The following is a 23,196-nucleotide window of genomic DNA, read 5'->3' as shown; positions in this document are numbered from 1 at the left end:
AATCTCTTTATTTCCAATTTAATAATGGACGAACAACACCAGGGAATTTACCTGAATAATTTCCTCTCACAGTTTTACCACTAATTTCGTCAACGACATTAAAACCAACTACTTCTAATTCATGAAACTCTACACAAAACGGATTATATCTCATTATTGCGAAACTGCACAAATAATTCCCCTCTGCCAAAAAATTACCAGGAATAACAACTGATTTTTTATGTATTCCTTTCGAATGCGGCATAATTAATGTCTGTGACTCTTTATCGTGTGAACTTAATATGTGAATATTTTCTGCATTGAATAAATTAAATCCGTGAGTAAATAACTCTCCTTCTTTCAAAATTTCATAAGTAAACTCAATAGTTATATCTTCAAAAATATTATGGTTTACTTTAATTTCTTCTTCTTTATTCAGAACTTTTACCTCGATTAATTCTATAAAATCGCCTTTAGGAATATTGCCGTTTGATTTCTCCCAAATACGATGAGCAGTTGAATTCTCATTTTCAAGATACTTTTGCATGCAATTATCAATGCTTCCTTCAAAAACAACTTTTCCATGCTCCAAAACAATTCCTTTTGTACATAAACTTTTCACCGCCGCCATATTATGGCTTACAAAAAGAACTGTTCTTCCCTCACCTTTAGAAATATCTTGCATTTTACCAATAGCCTTTTTCTGAAATTCAGCATCACCAACAGCAAGAACTTCATCAATAACTAAAATTTCAGGTTCAAGAAAAGCGGCAACGGCAAATGCCAAACGAACTGTCATTCCAGAGCTATATCTTTTTACAGGAGTATCTATATAACGTTCGCAACCTGAAAATTCAATAATTTCATCTAGTTTTGATGTAATTTCTTTTTTGGTCATTCCTAAAATGGCTCCGTTTAGAAATATATTTTCTCGTCCAGTCATTTCTCCATTAAAGCCTGTCCCTACCTCTAATAATGAAGCAATACGGCCTCGAGATTTTATACTTCCTGTTGTAGGAGCTGTTACTTTAGAAAGTATTTTTAAAAGTGTAGATTTTCCTGCACCATTTTTCCCGATAATACCTAAAACTTCACCTCTTTCAACTTCAAAATTAATATCTTGTAAGGCCCAAACATAATCTGAAGTTCCTTTTTTTGAACGATCATTTGTGTCCCCAATCTTTAAATATGGATCTTCTTTTCCTCTAATTATATGCCACCATCTATTTAAATCGTGACTTAAAGTTCCTGTGCCAACTTCTCCTAAACGATATTGTTTTGAAATATTTTCGGCTTTTAATATTATATCTTTCATCTATACGGTATCTATAAAGCTTTTCTCTGTTTTATTAAAAACCAATAATCCAGCAAAGAAAACAACCAATGTAACTACTACTGTATATAATAGACCAAAAATTGAAATACTACCAATATTTAAAAGCATATAACGAGAAGTTTCTATTATATATGCTAAAGGATTATACTGCACTATCCATCCAAATTTCGGAAGTTTTTCTTTTATTAATTCCATTGGGTACATTACCGCCGACACATACATTAGTAATTGAACTCCAAATGCGACTAAATTATTCAAATCTCTATATTTTGTCACCATTGAGGAAATTATCATTCCCAATCCCAATCCCAAAATTCCCATGAATACAATTAAAATAGGAAAAAGCAATAATGATATATTTAAGCTTAGATCAGCACCCTGCAAAAAAAAGATTATATAAAAGACTATAAATATGCAAAATTGAATTCCGAATTTGACCAAATTTGAGATTACTATAGATAGAGGTGTAATAATTCTTGGGAAATATACTTTGCCAAATATAGATGCGTTAGATTTAAATGTATCTGAAGTTCCATTTAAACAAGCTGTAAAATAATTCCAAACCATGATTCCTGCCAAATTAAATAAAAATGGTGGAATTGTCCCAGTCTTAATTCCAGCAACATTATTAAATATTATTGTAAAGGTTATAGAAGTAAATAAGGGTTGAATTAGATACCAGAGTGGCCCCAAAACCGTTTGCTTATAAACTGTAATTATGTCTCTTTTTACAAAAAGCATCAATAAATCTCTATACTGCCAAATTTCTTTAAAATTCAGAGAGAAAAATTTATTCTTGGGTGTTATTTCAAACAGCCAGTCATTTGTGTTTTTAGAATCCATTTAAAAGAACTAAAAAATCTTGCCTTAAAATTAACAAGATTTTTAACATTTTAGAATTTGTTTAAAAATGTCAAAAGGTGTTTTAAAAAACACCTTTTGATTATCTGACTTAATATTTTATTTATTCTTATTTATCTAAAACTTCAAAAGTAGAATTCATACTTTTAAATTCTGGAACAATTTTTTTCATCTTGGCAACGATATCATCATTTTCATAAAAATCAGCGATACCGATTAATTCATCAACATCATTATGAAGATTTTCATATTCGTCTTGAATTTCTTGAGCAATCATAATCTTATTATGATATGTTGGGAGAGTTTTAGAGGTATCGTTTAACAATTCTTCGTAAAGCTTTTCCCCCGGTCTTAAACCAACAATTTTAATTTTAATTTCTTTATCTGGTATAAAACCTGCTAACTTAATCATTTTTCTGGCTAAATCAATAATTCTAACTGGTTTACCCATGTCAAAAATATATATTTCACCACCATTCCCCATAGCTCCTGCCTCTAATACAAGTTGGCAAGCCTCTGGAATTGTCATGAAATAACGAATAATATCTTGATGAGTAATAGTTACTGGTCCACCCTCGGCAATTTGCTTGGTAAACAATGGCACAACAGAACCATTTGAACCTAAAACATTTCCAAAACGAGTTGTAATGAATTTTGTACCCCCTTCAACATTTTCTTGTTGGTTTTTCAAGAATAAGGATTGAACATATTTCTCAGCAATACGTTTACTAGCCCCCATTACATTACTTGGATTAACAGCTTTATCTGTAGAAACCATTACAAATTTCTTTACCTGATATTTACAAGCTAAATCAGCTAAGTTTTTGGTTCCTTTTATGTTGGTTTGAATTGCCTGAGCAGGATTTTCTTCCATCAAAGGCACATGTTTATATGCAGCAGCATGGAAAACAACATGTGGATTGTAATTTTTAAAGACTTTTTCTAATGCTTTTTTACTTCTGACATCTGCAATTACGGCTACAATCTTAGTGTTAAAACTCATTGTTTGAGTTTCTAAACACAAATTATGCAATGGTGTCTCAGCATGATCTAGAACTATAACATTTTTTGGTCCAAAATTCAAGACCTGTCTTACAATCTCGCTTCCAATTGAACCAGCAGCTCCAGTAATTAAAATTGTTTTATCTTTTAATTGTTTAGAAATTGATTTACTATCTAGAACTATAGGTTTTCTTTCTAATAAATCTTCGATCTGAATATTCTTTACTTTTTGAGAAATCTCTTTTTGATTTTCCCAATCTGAAATCAAAGGAACCGTATATACTCTATAGTTAAACTCTAAACATTGATCTACAATAATAAGCTGTTCATCTTTTGTCAAGCTTTTATCAGCAATAATCACTCCTTCCGCTGCAACGGATCGCATTAAAGCCGGAAGCTTTTTTCTTAAGATTAAAATCGGAAGATCCAGCATACGCTTAGATGCATTCTGATTATTCTTATCTACAAATCCAACAATTTTAAATCGTGAAGGTGTTTCAAATTTTAAAGCATTTGCAACAGAAATTGCATTTGCATCAGTACCATAAATAACTGTTCTAACAAGCTTAGTCGTCGCTTTTTCAGAAAAATACATTTCAAATGTCTGCTTTACAACTACACGATATAGAAACAGTCCACAAAATGATAAAACTAAATTGATAAAAAGCGCAGTATTTAAAAAAGCTTTATGACCTGTATACAATTCAAAAATTAAATTTATAAATAAGAAGAAAACCAAAACTGACATTTGTGAAAAAAGCAGTTTTATTGCATCTATATACGAAGAGTGTCTGATAATTCCTGAATAGGTTCTAAAAAGCCAAAAGAAAAATATATTAACTATTATTAAACTTGCTACAAAATAAAAATCATGGGACGTTATGATGTATCCTATTGCAGTTCCGTCAAAAAGCAAATAAGTAAATGAAAAAGAAAAAAACAGAACCATTACATCAATGGTAATGATAATCCACCTAGGCAGATAACTCAAATTATTGATATTTGCCCTAAGATTTCTTGGAGAAAAGGTTTTGTACAACAAAGAGGTTATGTTATTTGGTTTTTCTGTATTCAATTTAGCATTTTTTAAGTCAGTAAAATTTGAACTTTATACAAAAATACAAATTAAAGGTTTTAAATAATTACTTAAAGGTACAAATTAAACTTTAACACCTTTTTTCTTTTGTTTTAGAAATTCCAACAAATATGTTCCGTATCCTGATTTAAGTAATGGTTGGGCTATTTGTTCAAGTTGAGCATCATCAATAAAACCTTGTCTCCAAGCAATTTCTTCAATGCATCCAACTTTTAAGCCTTGTCTTTCTTCTAAAACCTGAACAAACTGTCCAGCTTGCATTAAACTATTAAAAGTTCCTGTATCCAACCAAGCTGTACCTCTACTTAGTATACCGACTTTAAGCTTACCTTTTTCGAGATAAACTTTATTAACATCAGTAATTTCATATTCCCCTCTTGCACTTGGTTGAATGTTTTTAGCTATTTCAATCACCGAATTATCATAAAAATATAACCCTGGAACTGCATAATTGGATTTGGGCTCTAATGGTTTTTCTTCAATTGAAATGGCTTTAAAATTTAGATCAAACTCAACTACGCCATATCGTTCAGGATCTGACACATGATAAGCAAAAACAACTCCACCTTTTGGTTTTGTATTAGATTTTAAAAGTTCCTGCATATTAGAACCAAAAAATATATTATCACCAAGAATTAAAGCTACGTTATCATTGCCTATAAATTCTTCACCTATTACAAACGCTTGTGCTAAGCCATTAGGAACTACTTGTTCAGCATAACTGAATTTACATCCTAAACTTGAGCCATCACCTAATAATTTTTTAAAATTTGGCAAATCATGAGGAGTAGAAATAATTAATACTTCATTAATACCAGACATCATTAACGTTGATAATGGATAATAAATCATTGGTTTATCATAAACAGGCATCATTTGCTTACTCATTGCAAGAGTTAAAGGATGCAAACGAGTACCTGAACCTCCTGCTAGTATAATTCCTTTCATATATTTTGATTTTAGATCTTAGATTTTGAATTTTAGACTTCTTTAAAATCAAGCCAAAATCAAAATTTAGCAATCATTTTTTTTAAACTTTCCTTGTAATGAGGAATATCTAAATTATAAAGCTCTTTAATTTTTTTCTTGTCTAATAATGAAAATTCTGGACGTTTTGCAGGAGTTGGATAAGAAGCAGAAGGAATACCTCCAATATTACAATTGTATCCTCCAAACTCTTTAATACTCAGTGCAAAATCATACCAACTTATTTCGCCTTCGTTTGAATAATTATATACCCCTGGAATCCATTTTGAAGATTCAAGAATATCAATCATTACTTGCGCCAAATCAGCCGCATAAGTTGGTGAGCCAATTTGGTCATTAACAACATTGATAGTGTCTCTTTCCTGCATTAATCGCTGCATGGTTTTTACAAAATTGTTCCCAAATTTACTATAGACCCATGAAGTTCTAATAATAATAGAATCTGGATTTTCTTTTAAACACGCAATTTCTCCAGCCAATTTGCTCTCTCCATAAACATTTACAGGATTTGTATTTGCTTCTTCATTTAAAGCTACGGAAGAAGTACCATCAAAAACATAATCAGTTGAAACGTGAATTAATTTAGCTTTATTTTCTGAAGCAAATTTTGCAATTATTTCGACAGCTAAATGATTTACTATAAACGCTAATTCTCTCTCATTTTCTGCTTTATCAACTGCTGTGTAGGCACCACAATTAAAAATCACCATCGGCTGAATATCATTTAATTGAGTTTTAAGCAAATCTAGATCATCTAAAGTTATTTTAGTTCGATCTGCAAAAATCCATTTATAATTATTATAATTTTCAGACAAAACCCTTAGTTCTGAACCTAATTGCCCCTTTGCTCCTGTTACAAGCACTTTTTTCACTTAAAACAAACTATTACAATTTTCAATAAATGGCAAAACTTGATCTTTCTCTGACACAATTGCATCATTTAAATCCATTGCCCAATCAATATTTAAAGACGGATCATTAAATTTAATTCCGCCTTCTGAGGTTTTATTATAGAATTGATCACACTTATACATTACTGAAGCAGTGTCACTAATGACGGAAAAACCATGAGCAAATCCTTGCGGGACTAACAATTGCTTCTTATTTTCTGCTGATAACAAAATACTAAAAGATTTTCCATATGTAGGAGAGTCTTTTCTTAAATCTACCGCAACATCAATAATTTCTCCATCTAAAACACGAACTAACTTTGTTTGGGCAAAAGGAGGATTCTGGTAATGAAGCCCTCTTAGTGTTCCTTTTTTAGAAAAGGATTGATTATCCTGAACAAAATCAATATTAATTCCCAAATCTTCAAATTTAGTTTTGCTATAACATTCAAAAAAATAGCCTCGTTCATCTCCATAAACTGTTGGCTCTATAATTACTAAATCTTTTATAAATGTTTGTTCGATTTTCATGTCAACTAAAATTCTTATTTTATTTCAAAAAAAATATCCAATACATTCTTTATTCTTTTCTGGTCTTCTTGCAAAAGATTTGATCCTGATGGTAGACATAATCCTTTTTTAAACAAATTTTCAGATATGCTTTCGCCATAATAAGGATAGTTTTTGAATATTGGTTGTAAATGCATTGGCTTCCAAAGTGGCCTACTTTCAATATTTTCCTCTTCAAGTGCTAGTCTTAAATCCTCACTTGTTTTCTTATTAGTCTTAGCAGGATCAATAATTATAGCCGACAACCAATGATTTGAGTAATAATCTTCATTTGGTTCGGTTAAAACAGTCACCCCATCAATATCATTAAAATAATTAACATAAAAATCGTGCATTTTTCTCCTTAGACCAATATGTTTATCTAAAACTTCCATTTGTCCTCTACCTATTCCTGCGCAGATATTACTCATTCTATAATTGTAACCAACTTGACTATGTTGGTAATGGGGAGCATTATCTCTGGCTTGAGTTGAGAGAAAAACGGCTTTTTCCCTTATTTCCTTATCATGAGTTACAATAGCTCCTCCACCCGAAGTCGTAATTATTTTATTCCCATTAAAAGAAAGAACACCAATGTCTCCAAAAGTTCCACAATTCTTATTTTTATATTTACTTCCTAATGCTTCTGCACTATCTTCTAAAATAGGAATTTCATATTTTTTTGCAATGTCATGAATACTATCTTTCTTGTAAGGCATTCCGTAAAGATGTACAGCAATAATTGCTTTTGGCTTTTTACCATTTGAAATTCTGTCAATAATAGCATTTTCTAAGGCTACGGGGCAAAGATTCCAAGTTTCTGATTCACTATCTATAAAAACAGGAGTGGCGCCTAAATATAATATTGGATTTGCTGACGCAGAAAATGTCATACTTTGACAAATAACTTCGTCCCCAGGTTTTATCCCTAATAAAATAAGGCCTAAATGTATCGCAGCAGTCCCCGAACTTAAAGCACCTACAAAAACATTACCATTTAGATAATCTTCTAAATCTTTTTCGAACCCATTTACATTTGGTCCAAGTGGTGCTACCCAATTTGTATCAAATGCTTCCTGAACATACTTTTGTTCATTTCCTCCCATGTGAGGAGATGATAACCATATTTTTGAATTATTCATTTGTTTTATTAAATTTTATAATTTTACCTGGATTTCCTACAATAACTGCAAAATCTGGCACATCATTAATTATTACTGATCCTGCTCCAATAATAGCCCACTTTCCAATTTTTATTCCTTGAATAACACAAGCACCAATACCGATATGTGTCCCTTCTCCAACATTAATATTTCCTGCTAAAGAAACATTTGGAGATATATGACAAAAGTCTCCTATTTCGCAATCATGTTCAATAATAGCACCTGAATTAATAATACAATGTTTTCCGATTTTTACGCTCGAATTTATTATTACCCCAGCCATAACTACCGAACCTTTTTTGATTCTAGCATATTCAGAAACTACCGCATTTGCATGTAAAGCTGTAAAAAAAGAAGTTTTTAAATTTGATGCTATTTTTTTTCTAATTCCATTATCTCCTATTGAAATAATGATTTCATTATCAAAAGAAATTTTTGCTTCGACAGCTTTTAAGACAGGAATATTTGATATAAAGTCAATTTTAGGGTTATCGTCTAAAATTCCATTAATGACTATATTTTTACTTTTTAATATGTCAACAACGACTTTACCGTGCCCGCTTGCGCCATATAAGTATTTAATTTTTTCCATTAAATTTTTCTGTAGTCGCAACTCCTGTTGCATTTACACCCTCACTTTTAAACACTTTTTGAAAAGTCTTAAAAATTACTTTAAGATCTAAAGCAAATGATAAATTTTTCACATACCATACGTCGTATTCAAACTTTTGTTGCCAAGAAATTGCATTTCTTCCGTTTATTTGAGCCCAACCAGTTATGCCAGGTTTAACATCATGCCTTTGCTTTTGAAAATCACTATATATTCTAATATATTCAGGAAGAAGAGGTCTTGGTCCAATTAAACTCATGTCACCTTTTAAAACATTTAATAACTGAGGAATCTCATCTAGAGAAGTCTTTCTAACAAAAGCTCCTATCGCTGTTAAACGAAACTCATCTGCCAATAAATTTCCTTCTAAATCTTTCTTATCGTTCATTGTTTTGAATTTAATAATTTTAAATTCCTTTTCTCCTTTACCTGGACGGACTTGAACAAAAAAAGGTTTACCCTGATTAGCGGCAAACAAAAATATAGTGATTACAGTAAAAACAGGGGCAAGAATAACTAAGCCCATTAATGCAATTGAAAAATCAAGAATTCTTTTAATGAAATTTTTATACATCTTAAATAATTTCTTCAATTAACTTAACATATCTTGTAGCCAGGACTTTTCTATCAAAATTCAATTTAGCATATTGAAAACCACTATTCCCTTCCTTAATTAATTGAGAAGGATTACTTAAATAATGTCTAATTACTCTTTCATATTCTATAATATTCTCAGGTTCAACATATGTGCCTGCACTTGCCTGTTCTACTAGTTCTCTCGAAACTCCATCTATAGCCATAATTATAGGTTTTTTACATGAAAAATAATCAAATGTTTTATTGGAATAAACTGTTTTAAATGTATCAACTTTTTTCAAAACTGACGCCCCCATCTCAGAAGCCAAAATATATTTAAAAACTTCTTTTTTAGGAACAGGATCAATAAATCTTACATTAATTACATTTTGCTCAGAGGCTAATTTCATCAATCTCTCCTTCTCCATCCCTTGTCCAATTAATAAAAAAAGAACATTAGTATCTTCTAAAACTTTTCCCGTTTCTAGAAGCTGTTCCAAATGATTTGCTACTCCATGTGCTCCTACATATGTAATGACAAAATGATTTTCAAGATTATGTTTTTTTCTAAAACTATCTCTGTCAAATATTTCTTGTAATTCTTCTGAAAGGCTGAAATCGGCAGCATTCGGAATCATAATCAACTTGCTTTCAGGAACATTTTTAAAATCACGCAAAGTATTATAAAAAGCTGGAGTAAGTACATTTATTAGTTTTGCTTTTTTATATATAAACTTTTCAAACCAATATGCACCTTTAATAATCCATTTGTTTGTCAATACTCCAGTATCGATTGCCGACTCCGGCCACAAATCCCTTATTTCAAATACCATCGGAATTCTTTTAATTCTTGAAATTAAATAACCACTTAATCCCACAAATAATGGCGGAGAAGTAACAACAACAACATCAAATTTACCACTCACCTTAAAAAAACCAGCCCACATAGAGGAAAACATAAATGAAAAATATCCCCATAAGCGTCCTAAAAAACCTGAATTGTAGACTTCTGAAACGTGTGTTCTGTATACTGTGACATTCCCTTGTTGTTTTTTTACAAAATATTTTTTTTTATACTCATCACGTTTAGAATTACCGTTATAATGCATCATTCCAGCTATTACAGTAATACTATGTCCTTCTTCGATCCAGGTTTTTGTCATTTCATTCCATCTAGACCCCCCAGGATCATCTTCTTCAAGAAAATATTGATGTAATAGTAAAATATTCATTTAATATATATTAATTTTTGTAATTATTTCTTTTTCAAATGAAAAAGAAATCGCCTTTCCTTCTTTACATTCTCCATAATATAAAGAATTAAAAGATTTTACATCATTTGATTGTACTTCCAGATCATTAATTGCAGCTTGAAAAGTAATGTTATTCTCATCAGAGTGCCAAATTTGCTTTTTATTTTTATTTTTTAAGCTATCGACTCTATCTTTAACTTCCCATCCTAATTTACTTTTACTCTTTATCAATGTTCTTGAATGTACTGCTTTTGGATTCAGATATTTAAAAGCACTTATACTACCTTCAAATACATAAGCTGATTCTGTTTCTATCAATTTTGTTTTTATTGCTTGAGACCAATAAAACCAGATAAATCTATTCCCTTTTAGCATTTGAGCCTTATCATCAACAATTACAGTATTATGTGCCTGAGTACCTGTAAAATATTGCAACATTTCATTAGTTGTATTATATTTATAAGTTCCTGAATCTCTCAAATAATTGATGCCTTTATACCAAATGTCTATATGTAAGTTATCCGCATGTGCAGGACGATCTTTATGTTTTCCGCATCTTATAAAAGTAAATGTCTCACCGTCTCTAATTAAATAATATCCTCCGTCAGGGAAGCTAATAATCCCATCTTTTTGTTCTAACTTAGGACTTGAATGTACTTTTGAAATATTAGATAACCAATTTAAATCTTGACAAGCTTCAATATCCTCAAAAAGAGGCGTCCCTTTTAGAATATGGTGCAAAGTATTTAATTGTGGACGATAATCGCGATAATCGGCTTCTGTTAATGGGAAAAAAAGTGCTCCATCATTATTACCATAATTAGGTAAATATCCATTTTGACTTTGCAAACATTGAAACAAAAAATTTAAAGACAATTCGGCTCTGTTATAGACAATAGGGCTAAATTTTTTTTTATGCTTTTCGGTCATTGAGAGACCTAACGAAAACAATTGAATTACAACTCTGTGGTAATTCATTGAAAATTGTAAAAAAGTACCATCAGGATAAATTTGATATTCAATTTCCTGCTCAAACCAATTCCTACCTTTTTTCGCCCATTTTTTTGTTTCCGAAATAAAAGGAAATAATAATTCACTAAGTGCTAAAAATAATGTTTCAGTTATAGCATGATTATTACGGACTGCTATTCTAGAAAAATCTATATGATTAAATACGTGATGTAATGATGCATAGATAACTTCCTGAATTTTAGCCCAGCGTTTTTCCGTTAATGATTCACTATTTTTATAAAAATATAAAGCATAACACCAATTAAAAATTCTCAGAGAAATTTCTTGACTACATTTCCAGTTTGGTCCTTTATTTATAGGATTTTCTTTTATCCAATCTTCAATCTCATCAAACACAAAAGATGAATTATCTTCATCATTATGGTAATCATTACAAATAATCGTCAATAGGTAAGAAAACCGAGATTTTTCCCACACATACTTTATGTCTCCATTTTTTTTACTAAAATCTTCAATTTTAGACCAATGCAGGGAACTATCGTATTTATAATTTGTTATAGGATTTGTCAGCCAATCGTAGTCTTTTCCTATTTCAATCCATTCTCTATTAAAAAACAATAATGAACCAGATTTTATAAGATTAACTTTTTCTTTAAGTGAAGTTGAAGGTCTTTTAAAAAATGTTAACTTTTCTCTTTCTTCTATTACAAAATCTGGCGTATTTAAGCGCCAATTTTCCAACGAAAAAAAAATTTGATTTTTAAAAGAAAATGGATGTCTTTTTTTTAAAATTCCACTTCTTTTTTCTAATTCATGGAAAATACGGTATGAGGTATACCGTAATCCCATATTACGAAAAAGTTGAATTCCTAATTTTATATTCATTTTTTTTAAATAGAGATCCAACTATTTGTTTTTAGACTTTCAATAGCAGCAAAACTTGCTTTGGAAGTATTTATTAATTCTTCCAAAGGTATTAATGATTCACCTCCATTTTTTGTTTGCTCAATTAACTTATGAAATTGGTTTTTATGACCTTTGTCTAATCTCGTTTTCAATTTTGAAAAACCTTTAAAACCAAATCCTTCTGTTTTTATAAAGTTATCCATTATTAATGTTCTCTCTTGAGAGTATACTTCAATTCTTTCTTTTGAATACGCTTTTGAACCATTTGAAAAATAATTTATGACTCCAGTCGAACCATTTTCATACTTCAATAAAATGCTTGCGTTATCAGTGTTCTCTTCTGGATTCACTCCCATTGCATTCATACAAATAGATTTCACTTTACTTCCTGTTAAATAGGTAATTAAATCTATAAAGTGGCAAGCTTCTCCAATAATCCTTCCGCCTCCAACTTGCATATCGTGCACCCATACATTTTTTGGTATTGCACCTGCATTCATTGTGGCAATCACATTCATTTGAGAATTTCCTAAAAGAGATTTCATCTTGATGGCATGAGGAGAAAATCGTCTATTGAAACCAACCATTATAGTTTTTCCAGATTTCTTTTGTGCGCTAATAACTTGAACTAGTTCTTCATTATTTAAAGCTAAAGGTTTTTCTACAAAGACATGTTTATTTGCCTCTAAACATTTAACAACCATTGGAGCATGAAGGTTATGTCTAGTTGTAATTAATACTAAATCAACTTCATTATCCCTAAGGATATCGTCTGTATTTGTAGTTGAATGAGAAAAAAGATATTTCTGAGCCATTGCAGTTCCACTTACCCCTCCTTTGCTTGCAATATATTTATAAATAGCTCCACTTCCTTTTAAAGCTGGAAGCATTGTCATTTTTGTAAAATTACCAGAACCTATTACGCCAATTACTCCTTTCTGACCTTCATAATTTGCTGATTTTAGCTCAATAGTGTTTCTAGGATTATTTATATTATCATCATATTTCAAGATAGAGGCTATTGATTTACTGGCTCCAATCTCTTTGTATATTTGCATATAATCTGTTAGCGCAACTACTTGAGAAATCATTTTATCTACTTGTAATTTTCCTGAAGAAATTGACTGTAAGATTGCTTCAAAATTTCTTTTTTCCGTCCATCTTACAAATGGCAAAGGATAATCTACTCCTCTATTTTCATAATTCTCATCATATCTACCTGGTCCATAAGAGCATGAAACCTGAAAACTAAGTTCTTTTTCATAAAATTCAGCTCTACTAAGATCTAATCCTATAACGCCAACCAAAATAATACGCCCTCTTTTTCTGGACATTCTTGCTGCTTGAGAAATTATCTCATTATTTTTAGCGGATGCTGTAATAATTACGCCATCTGCTCCAGTATCTCCAGTACATTCTTGAACAAATTTTACAACATCTCCATTCTTTGGATTAAATGGAATTATTCCCCATTCTTTCGCTAAACTTAATTTACTTTCATCAATATCAACACCAACTACTTTACATCCATTTGCTATTAACAATTGGGCAGTTAGCAGTCCTATCAATCCTAAGCCAACAACAACAATTGTTTCCCCTAAAGTTGGATTTAATAATCTAATGCCTTGTAATCCAATTGAACCTATGACTGTAAAAGTTGCTTGCTCATCACTAATATTGTCAGGTATGTTAGCCGCTAAATTTTTAGGAACGCAAACATATTCAGCATGTTGTCCATTGGAAGCAACTCTATCACCAACTTTAAATTCACTAACTCCCTCACCGACACCAATGACAACACCTACGTTACAATATCCTAGTGGTAAAGGTTCTCCTAATTTATTAAATACAGCCTCAAGTGTTGGCAAAAGGCCTTCTGTTTTAATTTTATCTAAAACTTGTTTTACTTTATCTGGTTGTTGCCGAGCCTTAGATATTAAATTTGATTTACCAAATTCTACAAGCATACGTTCAGTTCCTAAAGACACTAAAGAACGTGTTGATCGAATTAATATATGTCCTTTTGCAACTAAAGGAGCTGGAACCTCTTCAAGTATAGTTTCACCACTCTTAAAAGATTGTATAATTTGTTTCATTTAATTTTTTTTTTTATAATTGATAAAGAAGCTTTCGTTCTTCAAATTTTGGATAACTAATTAATACAGCTCTATATTTTCCTTTAAAGACAAAAAAGCTTCCTGCCGAAACACCAATAGTTTTATATCTTGATATTGCTTCTTTAATATGCTCTAATGTTCCAACTCCACCCAAGATAGTCATTGGCATTTCAGTTTTATCTCGAACAAAATCAAATAATTTAAAATCCAGGCCTTGCATTTTTCCATCGTTGTCAACAGAATTAACCACTAGTTCTCCAATACCAATTTCATTTAATGTCTCTAAAAAATCAGTGAGTTTAACACTTGAATTTTTCGTAGCATTATGAGTGACTATTTCATAACCTCCAAAAAGTTTTTTCTTTTTTATGTCAATTACAACAACAACACTTTGCGAGCCTACAGCATTGGCTATTTTCCTTAGAACTTCTGTATCATAAATAGCTGCCGTGCTTAAAGCTACTTTCTCAGCTCCCAAACTGATTATTTTTTTTGCTTGTTCAACAGTGGTTACCCCACCTCCATAACAAAACGGCATTCTACATTCAATTGCCAAATTTTGAATTAATTCAAAATCTGGACCTCTACCTTCAACTGTAGCATCAATGTCTAGAACAATAAGTTCATCAACTTCTTTTTCGTTAAAAATTTTGACCGCGTTTAATGGGTCTCCAACATACTTTGGATCCTTAAAATTTGTCGTCTTAACTAATCCTTTATTATGTACTAGAAGACAGGGTGTAATTCTTGATCGTAACATTATAATTTAGCAAAATTATGAAGTAAAGTAATTCCGTTTTGATGGCTTTTTTCAGGATGAAATTGGATGCCGTATACGTTTTCATGAACAACAGATGAAGCAAATGCTTTTCCGTAAATTGTTGTTGTTAAAATATCGTTATTGTCCTCACATTCAAAATAAAAAGAATGCAAAAAGTAAAAGCCAAAATCTGGATCAATATCTTTTAGTAAAAAATTCTCTTTATTAAAAGTAACAGTATTCCAACCTAAATGAGGTAATTTAGGTTTATGTTCCAAATAACTTTTATCAATTTTTTTGACTTTCCCTTTTATATAACCAAGGCCTTTTAATGTTCCTTCTTCACTAGATTCAGCAAGGATTTGCATTCCAACACAAATTCCTATTATAGGTACTTTGTTTTGCAATACCTCTAAATCTAAAACCTCTCTAAAGCCAGTGCTATCTAATTTTGCAATGGTCTCATCAAAAGCGCCAACTCCTGGAAGGAAAATTTTTTTTGCCCCAATTACTTCTTCAGGCTTAGTTGCTATTAAATATTTAACATTTAATTTTTCATAAATGTTAGCAATTGCCTTTATATTTCCTGATCCGTAATCAATTATTGTTATCATCTCTTAATTGATCTTTCTATTCCTAAAAATTTTAAAACTTTAGCTCCAGTTTTAAACATAGACAACTGATTTTTATAGTCCCAAAAGAATTTTTTCTCTGAGGTAAAATAGCTTTGCAACTCTTCTACAGAAATACCTAGTTTTGTAGCAATATATTTAAACTCTTCTTCTATTAATTCAGGATTATAAGCTGTCTTCTGTAAGTTTTCTAATGCTTTTTCTCTAGTCATTTGACCTGTTAAAATCAAACTTGAATATTGCACTCGACGAGTATCAAAACCAAATCTTTCAGGCAACCAATATCCTTCATAAAATTTAGTAAATCTAGATTCGAAATGTTTTTGAGGATATGGTGTCCATCCATATTCATCAGCCAATAATTTCAAAGCCTCTTCTTTAACATAAGGCATATAATTTAATGGCTTCACAACCTGAACACCTTTAATATATCTCAAATAAAATTTATGTTTCAGCACGGGACTAAATGGATAAGTAAGCATTTTATTTTTTCCAAACTTTTTTCTTATATCTCTAATTTGCGCCATGTCTGTTCCGTAGTAGAGATACTCCATAGGATTTCTTACACATTCCGTAGAGATATTTCCACCGTTTAGAATATACTTAATATTATATTTATTAGCAAAATTATACAACGTAGCCACAAATGCATGATCTTGAGGAATGTCTAAATGTGGAACTCCTGATTTGAAGAAAGCTAGTTGAAAATCTTTCATTTCTTCCCAATTAATTACTTCTGTATATAAATCAAGTCCCAATTTATCAATCATTACTTGAATATTGTTAACTGCCAACTCAGAATTCCATCCTCCATCAACATGAAAAACTAATGGCCTTAATCCAAGTTCCTTTACAGCTAAATGTAAAAGGTAAGAACTATCTACACCACCACTCATTCCTAAAATGCAATCAAAATCTTTCCCTTCTCCCTCTTTTTTAATTTTAGCCACTACTTCCAGCATCTCAGCTCTTCCTTTTTCATCGGTATGCCAATTTGGCTGTACATTCGTATAAAAATCATTACAATGATCACACATTCCTTTATCATCAAAAACTATTTTTGAATCTGACGTGTCCATAACACAATTCGTACATATTTGATATTGCTGTTGCATAACTATTTTTTATTTAATACAATCTCTATTTCTTTGTTAAACCTAGTAAATACTTCTTCCCAATTAGGAATTGTATTTACCTTTAATTTACCTTTACTAATACGTGTTTCTAAATCTTCTTTATCGTCATCATAATGCATCATAACATTTAGTATTGACTCTGCATCAAAAGGATCAAAATAAAATGCCATATCATCACAAATTGCATGGGCAAAATCTAAATTTGAGGCAAGAATCGGCTTTTCAAAAGCCATTGCTTCAATGTATGGTAATCCATAAGTTTCTAAAAGTGATGGAAAAAATAAGGCATCCACTTGTTTATACAATGATGGCATTAATTTTAAGTCCACTTTTCCCAAATTAATTACATTATTCAAATTGGCTGATTTAATTTTTTCTAAAAATTCTGATGCCACATCAAAATCTAAAGTTAAAATTAACACAAAAGGCATCTTTTCTTTCTTGATCAACTTTAGCAAATCCAACACAACATCAAAGTTTTTATGTGTTGAATAACTAGCCGGATAAAAAAAGTATTTTTTATTTTTATCTAAATCTAAACCGTAAAATTCTTTATTACAAGATAAATCAATCCCAACAGGTGTTGGAATTATAGTAACATTTTGATTTTTGAATTTTTTTATTAAACGAGTAGCAATATTTTTCGTTTGAGCTATTGTTAAAACAGCTTTATCGGCATATTTATTTATTAGAAAAATTTTAGTCTTTCTAATAACATAGTCTTTTAAACTCATTTTTCTCCAAACATATTCCTCAGAATAAACTGCATAAGGCCAATCAAAAAAATATATTTGAGGGATAGATGTTGGAATAACTATATCGCCAAAATTAAAAACTAAGTCAATTTTATATTTCTTTAAGAGTATTGGAAATTTGAAAAAGTATAGCCCAATAAAAAAAACATTAGCTTTAAAAATTGATTCAATATCAATAACATTCAATTTATCTTTACTATATGAACTATACATTTTAAAATTTGGTGTAAGTACATAATAAGTATCTGTTAAATCTGCATTACTCAATTCTCTTATATAATTATCAAGTATGTTTTTTCCTCCTCCAATACTTAAATTCAAAGCATTAATTAATATTTTAGCCATTGTATTGTTTTAAGATTGAAATGAAATTTGCTGCAGATGTAGCAACATTAATTTTTTTGGATAAAGCGTAGCTATTTTCCCCCATACTTAATAGTTCGTTATTATCCAATTTTTCAAAACGGTACATTTGTTTAGCTAATTCTTCAGCAGAATCATTATTAAACCCATAACCATTAAAACCATTAATAAAGAAAGATGCTTTTGCTCCAACATTTTCAGCTAGTAATAATGGCATCCCAAGACAAGCAAATTCGTGCACAACAACTCCCCATTGATCATTTCTACTGGGTAAAATGAAAACATTAGCGTTTTTTGAAATTTCAATAATTTCTTTACTGGTTGAAAATGGAAACAATTTTACTCTTGAACATTCCTTTAAAGATGGCTCTAATTCTCCATTTCCAACACAAATTAAATTCCAAGTTCCATTGTACTTACTTTTATAAATTTCAAATGCATTTATTAAAATATCTACACCTTTAACTTTTCTAAAATTACCTACATATAAAAAAGATTTCTGCGTATTTTCTTTTCTCAATGAGTTAGCATCATATTTAAATTGAGAAGTATCAGCCGAAAGCATATCAAATACAATTTCCCTATTTTTAAACCCCATTTTTTTTGCGAATTCAAATTGGTATGCTCCAGCAACCCAAGCATGTGTAAAAAACTTTTTAAAATAAAATGGAAAAATAAATGCGCCAACTTTTTGTCTTAAAGTTCCTTTCCAAATATCGTCAAATGCGGTAACAATAGGAACATTTTGCTTTTTCATTCTTTTTGTAACATACAAATAACCTTTATCCATCCATCCTGATATATAGATAATATCTGGATTAATATCTAGCGTTAAAGACAAAATTTGTTCATTATTGTACTCTGACCTCTTATAATAAGTGACACCCTCAATTAGTTCTGGCACATAAGGTTTAATTTTCTTTTTATCCCAGCTCATTACATGAACCTCTGCATTATATTGAGAAACATATTCTTTTAAAATTGGTATTTGATAACCAACTAATTCTGAATACAAGTACAGAATTTTAATTTTATCTATCATGGATTTTTCGAATTATTTTAACAGGATTACCTCCTACAATAGTATTTTCTTCTACATCTTTATGAACTACTGATCCAGCTGCAATTATAGCTTTATTACCAATTGTAACGCCAGGAAGTATCAACGCTCCATAACCTATCCAAACACCATTACCAATCTTAATATTTTTTCCAATACCTTTCCCTGCAACTCGAATTCCTTGACAATCAATTTCATGAGTCCCACAAAATATAGAGACTCGATCTGAAATATCACAATCTGATCCAATTTCAATTTTTGCAAGCCCTCCAGTTATTATTGATTCATGACCAATAAATGTTTTTGCTCCAATTTTTACTTCAATATTTCCTAAAATTTGAACTGAGGAATATATTCTCGCACTTTTATCTATTTGATAGCCAAGAGTTCTAAATAAATAAACATTTAATTTTGGCATTTTAATTAGCGGTAAAAATCTTAATAGAAATCTCGCAAAAACCTTTAAAATTCCTCTAATCATTTTATTAATTCATTTACAATTTCTACAGTATGCTCTTCCGTAAAATTAGCTCTTAAATACTGATAAATATTATTTCTAACATTTAAAACTTCGTCGCCATCTAAAGAATATATACGTTCAAATATTTGAGACAATGAATCAATAGTGTAATCGGTATAAAATAAAAGTCCATCTTCTAGATCTGGATATTCCTTCGTCGAGATAACAATTTTAGACTTTGATAAATATTCTAAAATTTTCGAAGGAAAATTATAATTATGCTCATCATCAGAAGGATTTCTAAAACTTAAGGCTACATCACAATCCTTTAATAACTGAACATACTCTTTATAGTCCAATAAACCTAAATATTTAATGTTATTAAAATTACTTTGATATCTCTGAATCAATGAATTAAAATCTTTTTCGTCGTATCGAAATGGTCTTCCTGTAATAAACAAATTATACTGCTGATTTTTACTAAAAAATTCCAAAGCAAATTCTAAGCCAGTAGTTTTTCCTAACGAGCCTGACAATATAACATTTCTATTCAAAAGTTTTGAATTATTTACTTCTATTTCGCTTCTATAGAGGAGTCCAAGAAGCAATTTCGAATTGATGTTAGATTTAATATTAGAGTTCAAAGCAATAACTCCATTAATTTTTTTAAATATCTTGATATATATTTTATCAATTAATCTCCCTTTATAATTATCATAATCGGCAATTATAACAAATACATTTTTATTCAAAATAAATTTAACTAAACTAACTACTATAAAATTTTGATAGTCTAGATTGTAAAAAAATACATCTTTTACATTGCTTTTACGAATAGTATTGAAAATTTCTAAAGTATCTACCAATAATCTATAGAGGTAATTAAATTTATTTTTTAGACCAGATTGATTATTTATAAAACGAACATTCTTCTGATAAGTAAATTTCTTTTTTTCATTAAAAAAAATAGGCAAAACTGATATTATGAGCTCTGGATTCGTAAAATTTATAAACTTTTCTTGATACAAATTTGCTGCTTGTGAAAAACCAAAATGCGATAATGAATCTGAGGAAGATACAAAACTTCCAACAAAAATTATTTTTTTCTCCAACTTAAATATAACTTTTATTAATTAACCTATTTTTTGACTATTAAATTTGTAATCTGATCTTTGTTTATAATGATGCATCATACCAAATAGAAAAAGAAAAAATATAGGATGCTCTAACAAAGGTTCAACAAGGGTTACTACAGACACTGCTATAAAACCATATAAAAATGGATTCTCATTTATTACAATACCTTTAATCTTTTTTGAACGTACTAAGAATAATTCTTTAAATGAAATTTTGGTACCTTTCAAAACTAAATAATAAATCGGGAATCCCAATATAAATCCATAATAACATAAAACACATAATAATCCAACATGAGGACGAACAGCGATTTCACCATTCCAAGCGAATAAAGCTTTACCATCTATTAAAATTGGATTACCAAAAAAGGGATTTCGCTCAATTACTTTCAATACTTCGTAAAGACCTGTCTCTCCTGTTAATCTATCATTGTCACTAGAAGAAAAAACAGTTGATAATCTTTCAGTAATCAAATCATAATAACTTAAAAAAGTTTCATTACTCAAGAGAAAAAAAATTAAAACAGCTACGAAAACTGTAAACTTTAGTTTAATCTTAAATGAACTTTTAAATATAAATATTAAAAGAACGAATATACTTGTCACAAAAAAGCTTCTACTTAAAGCCGCTATCCCCAAAACAATTGAACAAATCAAAAGTAATGTTCCTCTTAAATTTTTTTTACTCTTTATATAAAACAATGCTAATGAAAATGCTCCTATAGCAAATAGTGATAATTGACCTGGAGAATTAAAAAAACCCGTAGCTCTTCTGCTAAAAATTCCTATTGAATATTCGCCGTCACCGTATGATGTATTCTCAGATAGACTATCTGTCAAGAAACTAAAGATTGGAAGCAACGTTAATAAATGAATAAAACTGGCAAAAAAATAAGCATCTAACAAACTTTTTTGATATTTTGGTTCAATAAGTAATATGAAAAGAAATAGACATTGAATCAATACTATTTCATGTTGAATAAGATAATTGAAGTCCTGCCCTAGCAAAACATGAACTAAGGTACTAATAATTATATATGCCAATACTAAATAGCACTCTTTCAAGTAACGATTTGATAGCAATTTTTTTTTTGCAATGCTATAGCATTTTATAGAAATTAATATCAAAAAGATTAAAACAAACATAATTGATACAACATCATTGCCGACTATAACTCTAAAAAAGACCGTTGGATCTACAAAAAAGAAAAAAGCAAATAAGCAAATTGAAAAACTAACATTCCATTTTTTAAACATTTTCTTTGCCTAAAATATTTAATATGTATTTTTTTTGAGAAAGAGCCATAATCAACATAGCTAGTGGCATAAAAAGAATTATACCAACAGTTCCAAAATTTATAAATAAAATCCAACTGATTGGCACATTAAGAATAGCTAAAACAACATACATAATTAATTGTAACTTAATTCGTCCTATACCATTTAAGTAATATGAGTAAATACTATTCAAAATTATAAAAAGATTTTTTAACATTATTATTAATGCATAAATCTGTGGTACTTCAATACTTTCTTTAAACCAAAACTTTACAGCAAGTGGAAACAACAGTAACAGTATTAAACTCACAAAAGTTAACCCTCCAAATATTAACTCCAATTTTCTAATTGTTTTTTTTATCCAAATAGTATCTCCTCTTTCGTTGGCAGCAGTAAAAGCTGACCAAAAAGGAAAAAGAATAATTGTGCCAATGATTGAAATAATCCCAAAATATTTGTCTGCAATATTAATTACAGTAACAAATTCCGGATTACTCCAAGTTGAAACTAAAATATTAGATAATTGCAATAAAAATATCATTGATATTTGTATCCCAAAAAATTTGATTCCTGTTTTCAGAATTGCCCTAATCCATTCCTTGTCAAAATAATCAAATTTTGGCAAAAGGTATTTATATTTCCCTGCAAACCCAATTAACGTAAGTGTTCCATTAGATATTACTGGAATACTTCCAATAGTTATTCCATAATAAAATAACTTATCATGAGAAAAAACATCTTTAATACAATAAAAAACGTAAACAGCTATAAGAATTAAAATATTATTTATTCCAGTAATCAAAGGAGCAATAGATGAACGTTGATCTGCTGTATATATAGTACTTGTCAATCTTAAAATCATTTCAAAACCAAAAAGGATAAGTAAAATATTTATCAAACTAAAAGAATTTTCTATATAGTCAAAATTAAATATTAACCGATTGTAAAGTATAAAATTTAATATTAAGCCTATTAATACAAGCCCTAATGATAAGATAGAGATTGCAATGAATGCATTTGTCACTATTTTAGTTGATTTGAGGTTATCTTCTCTTGTAAAAGAAATAGTTAATTCATTTCTGAATCCATTTCCGATACCAAAATCGAAGCTACTCATCCATAATACAGTTCCATAAATAGTTATCCATAGTCCATAATCATGCTTACCTAAAAATTTTATACTAATAGGCAAAGAAATCAATGTAGCCACAATTCCTAAACCTTGCCAAACAAAACCTTTCGCAATATTTATAAATAATAAATTCTTAAAAATTTTCATTCTACTAAAACTAATAATGATGGATTAACAATAAAAATTA

Annotated in this window: 20 protein-coding genes and 1 pseudogene; all 21 read right to left on the bottom strand. The window is 29.8% G+C overall.

Annotation, left to right across the window (positions count from 1 at the left end; genetic code table 11):
* Window positions 1–7: 7 nt before the first annotated feature.
* The 21 genes and pseudogenes from AAYQ05_RS18590 to AAYQ05_RS18490 all read right to left on the bottom strand — a co-directional run bounded on the left by AAYQ05_RS18590 (window position 8) and on the right by AAYQ05_RS18490 (window position 23,156).
* Window positions 8–1,294: an ABC transporter ATP-binding protein gene (locus AAYQ05_RS18590; protein ID WP_343544847.1), complete on the bottom strand. Its 1,287-nt coding sequence runs from the start codon at window positions 1,292–1,294 to the stop codon at window positions 8–10.
* Window positions 1,295–2,158 (bottom strand): ABC transporter permease, encoded by an 864-nt coding sequence (locus AAYQ05_RS18585; protein ID WP_343544846.1) that lies wholly within the window; start codon window positions 2,156–2,158, stop codon window positions 1,295–1,297.
* Between the two features lie 127 nt (window positions 2,159–2,285).
* Window positions 2,286–4,253, bottom strand: a complete 1,968-nt coding sequence (locus AAYQ05_RS18580; RefSeq protein WP_343544845.1) for a polysaccharide biosynthesis protein — start codon at window positions 4,251–4,253, stop codon at window positions 2,286–2,288.
* A gap of 84 nt (window positions 4,254–4,337) precedes the next feature.
* A complete protein-coding gene (gene rfbA / locus AAYQ05_RS18575) occupies window positions 4,338–5,222 on the bottom strand; it encodes a glucose-1-phosphate thymidylyltransferase RfbA (protein WP_343544844.1) in 885 nt (294 codons plus the stop codon).
* 59 nt (window positions 5,223–5,281) lie between these two features.
* Complete coding sequence (gene rfbD, locus AAYQ05_RS18570; RefSeq protein WP_343544843.1) at window positions 5,282–6,133, bottom strand: dTDP-4-dehydrorhamnose reductase; 852 nt, start codon at window positions 6,131–6,133, stop codon at window positions 5,282–5,284.
* Window positions 6,134–6,682, bottom strand: coding sequence for a dTDP-4-dehydrorhamnose 3,5-epimerase (rfbC, locus tag AAYQ05_RS18565; RefSeq protein ID WP_343544842.1), 549 nt, complete (start codon window positions 6,680–6,682; stop codon window positions 6,134–6,136).
* A 14-nt stretch (window positions 6,683–6,696) separates the two neighbouring features.
* Entirely contained in the window at window positions 6,697–7,842 is a 1,146-nt protein-coding gene (locus AAYQ05_RS18560) for an aminotransferase class I/II-fold pyridoxal phosphate-dependent enzyme (protein WP_343544841.1), read from the bottom strand.
* A complete protein-coding gene (locus AAYQ05_RS18555; RefSeq protein WP_343544840.1) occupies window positions 7,835–8,455 on the bottom strand; it encodes an acetyltransferase in 621 nt (206 codons plus the stop codon). The genes AAYQ05_RS18560 and AAYQ05_RS18555 overlap by 8 nt, the downstream gene beginning before the upstream one ends.
* Window positions 8,442–9,047, bottom strand: coding sequence for a sugar transferase (locus AAYQ05_RS18550; RefSeq protein WP_343544839.1), 606 nt, complete (start codon window positions 9,045–9,047; stop codon window positions 8,442–8,444). The genes AAYQ05_RS18555 and AAYQ05_RS18550 overlap by 14 nt, the downstream gene beginning before the upstream one ends.
* 1 nt (window position 9,048) lies before the next feature.
* Entirely contained in the window at window positions 9,049–10,281 is a 1,233-nt protein-coding gene (locus AAYQ05_RS18545) for a glycosyltransferase family 4 protein (protein WP_343544838.1), read from the bottom strand.
* Window positions 10,282–12,159: an alginate lyase family protein gene (locus AAYQ05_RS18540; protein WP_343544837.1), complete on the bottom strand. Its 1,878-nt coding sequence runs from the start codon at window positions 12,157–12,159 to the stop codon at window positions 10,282–10,284.
* A gap of 5 nt (window positions 12,160–12,164) precedes the next feature.
* Entirely contained in the window at window positions 12,165–14,276 is a 2,112-nt protein-coding gene (locus AAYQ05_RS18535) for a bi-domain-containing oxidoreductase (protein ID WP_343544836.1), read from the bottom strand.
* Between the two features lie 13 nt (window positions 14,277–14,289).
* On the bottom strand, window positions 14,290–15,057 hold the full coding sequence (locus tag AAYQ05_RS18530) for an AglZ/HisF2 family acetamidino modification protein (RefSeq protein ID WP_343544835.1): 768 nt from the start codon (window positions 15,055–15,057) through the stop codon (window positions 14,290–14,292).
* A complete protein-coding gene (gene hisH / locus AAYQ05_RS18525; protein WP_343544834.1) occupies window positions 15,057–15,671 on the bottom strand; it encodes an imidazole glycerol phosphate synthase subunit HisH in 615 nt (204 codons plus the stop codon). Before hisH ends, AAYQ05_RS18530 begins: the two co-directional genes overlap by 1 nt.
* Window positions 15,668–16,804: an N-acetyl sugar amidotransferase gene (locus tag AAYQ05_RS18520; RefSeq protein WP_343544833.1), complete on the bottom strand. Its 1,137-nt coding sequence runs from the start codon at window positions 16,802–16,804 to the stop codon at window positions 15,668–15,670. The genes hisH and AAYQ05_RS18520 overlap by 4 nt, the downstream gene beginning before the upstream one ends.
* A gap of 2 nt (window positions 16,805–16,806) precedes the next feature.
* Complete coding sequence (locus AAYQ05_RS18515; RefSeq protein ID WP_343544832.1) at window positions 16,807–17,925, bottom strand: glycosyltransferase; 1,119 nt, start codon at window positions 17,923–17,925, stop codon at window positions 16,807–16,809.
* On the bottom strand, window positions 17,918–18,985 hold the full coding sequence (locus tag AAYQ05_RS18510) for a glycosyltransferase family 4 protein (protein WP_343544831.1): 1,068 nt from the start codon (window positions 18,983–18,985) through the stop codon (window positions 17,918–17,920). The genes AAYQ05_RS18515 and AAYQ05_RS18510 overlap by 8 nt, the downstream gene beginning before the upstream one ends.
* Before the next feature lie 7 nt (window positions 18,986–18,992).
* Window positions 18,993–19,142 (bottom strand): annotated as a pseudogene (locus tag AAYQ05_RS21860) (DapH/DapD/GlmU-related protein); the annotation flags it as partial.
* 338 nt (window positions 19,143–19,480) lie between these two features.
* Window positions 19,481–20,575, bottom strand: a complete 1,095-nt coding sequence (locus AAYQ05_RS18500; RefSeq protein ID WP_343544829.1) for a glycosyltransferase family protein — start codon at window positions 20,573–20,575, stop codon at window positions 19,481–19,483.
* Between the two features lie 21 nt (window positions 20,576–20,596).
* The gene (locus tag AAYQ05_RS18495; protein ID WP_343544828.1) at window positions 20,597–21,856 is read right to left on the bottom strand and encodes a hypothetical protein; all 1,260 of its coding nucleotides are present in this window, start codon (window positions 21,854–21,856) and stop codon (window positions 20,597–20,599) included.
* The gene (locus tag AAYQ05_RS18490) at window positions 21,849–23,156 is read right to left on the bottom strand and encodes a lipopolysaccharide biosynthesis protein (RefSeq protein WP_343544827.1); all 1,308 of its coding nucleotides are present in this window, start codon (window positions 23,154–23,156) and stop codon (window positions 21,849–21,851) included. Before AAYQ05_RS18490 ends, AAYQ05_RS18495 begins: the two co-directional genes overlap by 8 nt.
* Window positions 23,157–23,196 lie beyond the last annotated feature (40 nt).

This window comes from Flavobacterium movens, assembly GCF_039581425.1.
Taxonomy (GTDB): Bacteria; Bacteroidota; Bacteroidia; order Flavobacteriales; family Flavobacteriaceae; genus Flavobacterium; species Flavobacterium luteolum.
This window is presented reverse-complemented; position numbering and strand designations above follow the sequence as displayed.

Excerpts from the sequence above, each read along its gene's own strand:
- AAYQ05_RS18510 (WP_343544831.1), bottom strand. The coding sequence starts at position 18,985 with ATGATAGATAAAATTAAAATTCTGTACTTGTATTCAGAATTAGTTGGT.
- rfbC (WP_343544842.1), bottom strand. The coding sequence starts at position 6,682 with ATGAAAATCGAACAAACATTTATAAAAGATTTAGTAATTATAGAGCCA.
- AAYQ05_RS18535 (WP_343544836.1), bottom strand. The coding sequence starts at position 14,276 with ATGAAACAAATTATACAATCTTTTAAGAGTGGTGAAACTATACTTGAA.
- AAYQ05_RS18495 (WP_343544828.1), bottom strand. The coding sequence starts at position 21,856 with ATGTTTAAAAAATGGAATGTTAGTTTTTCAATTTGCTTATTTGCTTTT.
- AAYQ05_RS18515 (WP_343544832.1), bottom strand. The coding sequence starts at position 17,925 with ATGGCTAAAATATTAATTAATGCTTTGAATTTAAGTATTGGAGGAGGA.
- AAYQ05_RS18490 (WP_343544827.1), bottom strand. The coding sequence starts at position 23,156 with ATGAAAATTTTTAAGAATTTATTATTTATAAATATTGCGAAAGGTTTT.
- AAYQ05_RS18545 (WP_343544838.1), bottom strand. The coding sequence starts at position 10,281 with ATGAATATTTTACTATTACATCAATATTTTCTTGAAGAAGATGATCCT.
- AAYQ05_RS18530 (WP_343544835.1), bottom strand. The coding sequence starts at position 15,057 with ATGTTACGATCAAGAATTACACCCTGTCTTCTAGTACATAATAAAGGA.
- rfbA (WP_343544844.1), bottom strand. The coding sequence starts at position 5,222 with ATGAAAGGAATTATACTAGCAGGAGGTTCAGGTACTCGTTTGCATCCT.
- AAYQ05_RS18555 (WP_343544840.1), bottom strand. The coding sequence starts at position 8,455 with ATGGAAAAAATTAAATACTTATATGGCGCAAGCGGGCACGGTAAAGTC.
- AAYQ05_RS18585 (WP_343544846.1), bottom strand. The coding sequence starts at position 2,158 with ATGGATTCTAAAAACACAAATGACTGGCTGTTTGAAATAACACCCAAG.
- AAYQ05_RS18590 (WP_343544847.1), bottom strand. The coding sequence starts at position 1,294 with ATGAAAGATATAATATTAAAAGCCGAAAATATTTCAAAACAATATCGT.
- AAYQ05_RS18560 (WP_343544841.1), bottom strand. The coding sequence starts at position 7,842 with ATGAATAATTCAAAAATATGGTTATCATCTCCTCACATGGGAGGAAAT.
- hisH (WP_343544834.1), bottom strand. The coding sequence starts at position 15,671 with ATGATAACAATAATTGATTACGGATCAGGAAATATAAAGGCAATTGCT.
- AAYQ05_RS18550 (WP_343544839.1), bottom strand. The coding sequence starts at position 9,047 with ATGTATAAAAATTTCATTAAAAGAATTCTTGATTTTTCAATTGCATTA.
- AAYQ05_RS18540 (WP_343544837.1), bottom strand. The coding sequence starts at position 12,159 with ATGAATATAAAATTAGGAATTCAACTTTTTCGTAATATGGGATTACGG.
- AAYQ05_RS18520 (WP_343544833.1), bottom strand. The coding sequence starts at position 16,804 with ATGCAACAGCAATATCAAATATGTACGAATTGTGTTATGGACACGTCA.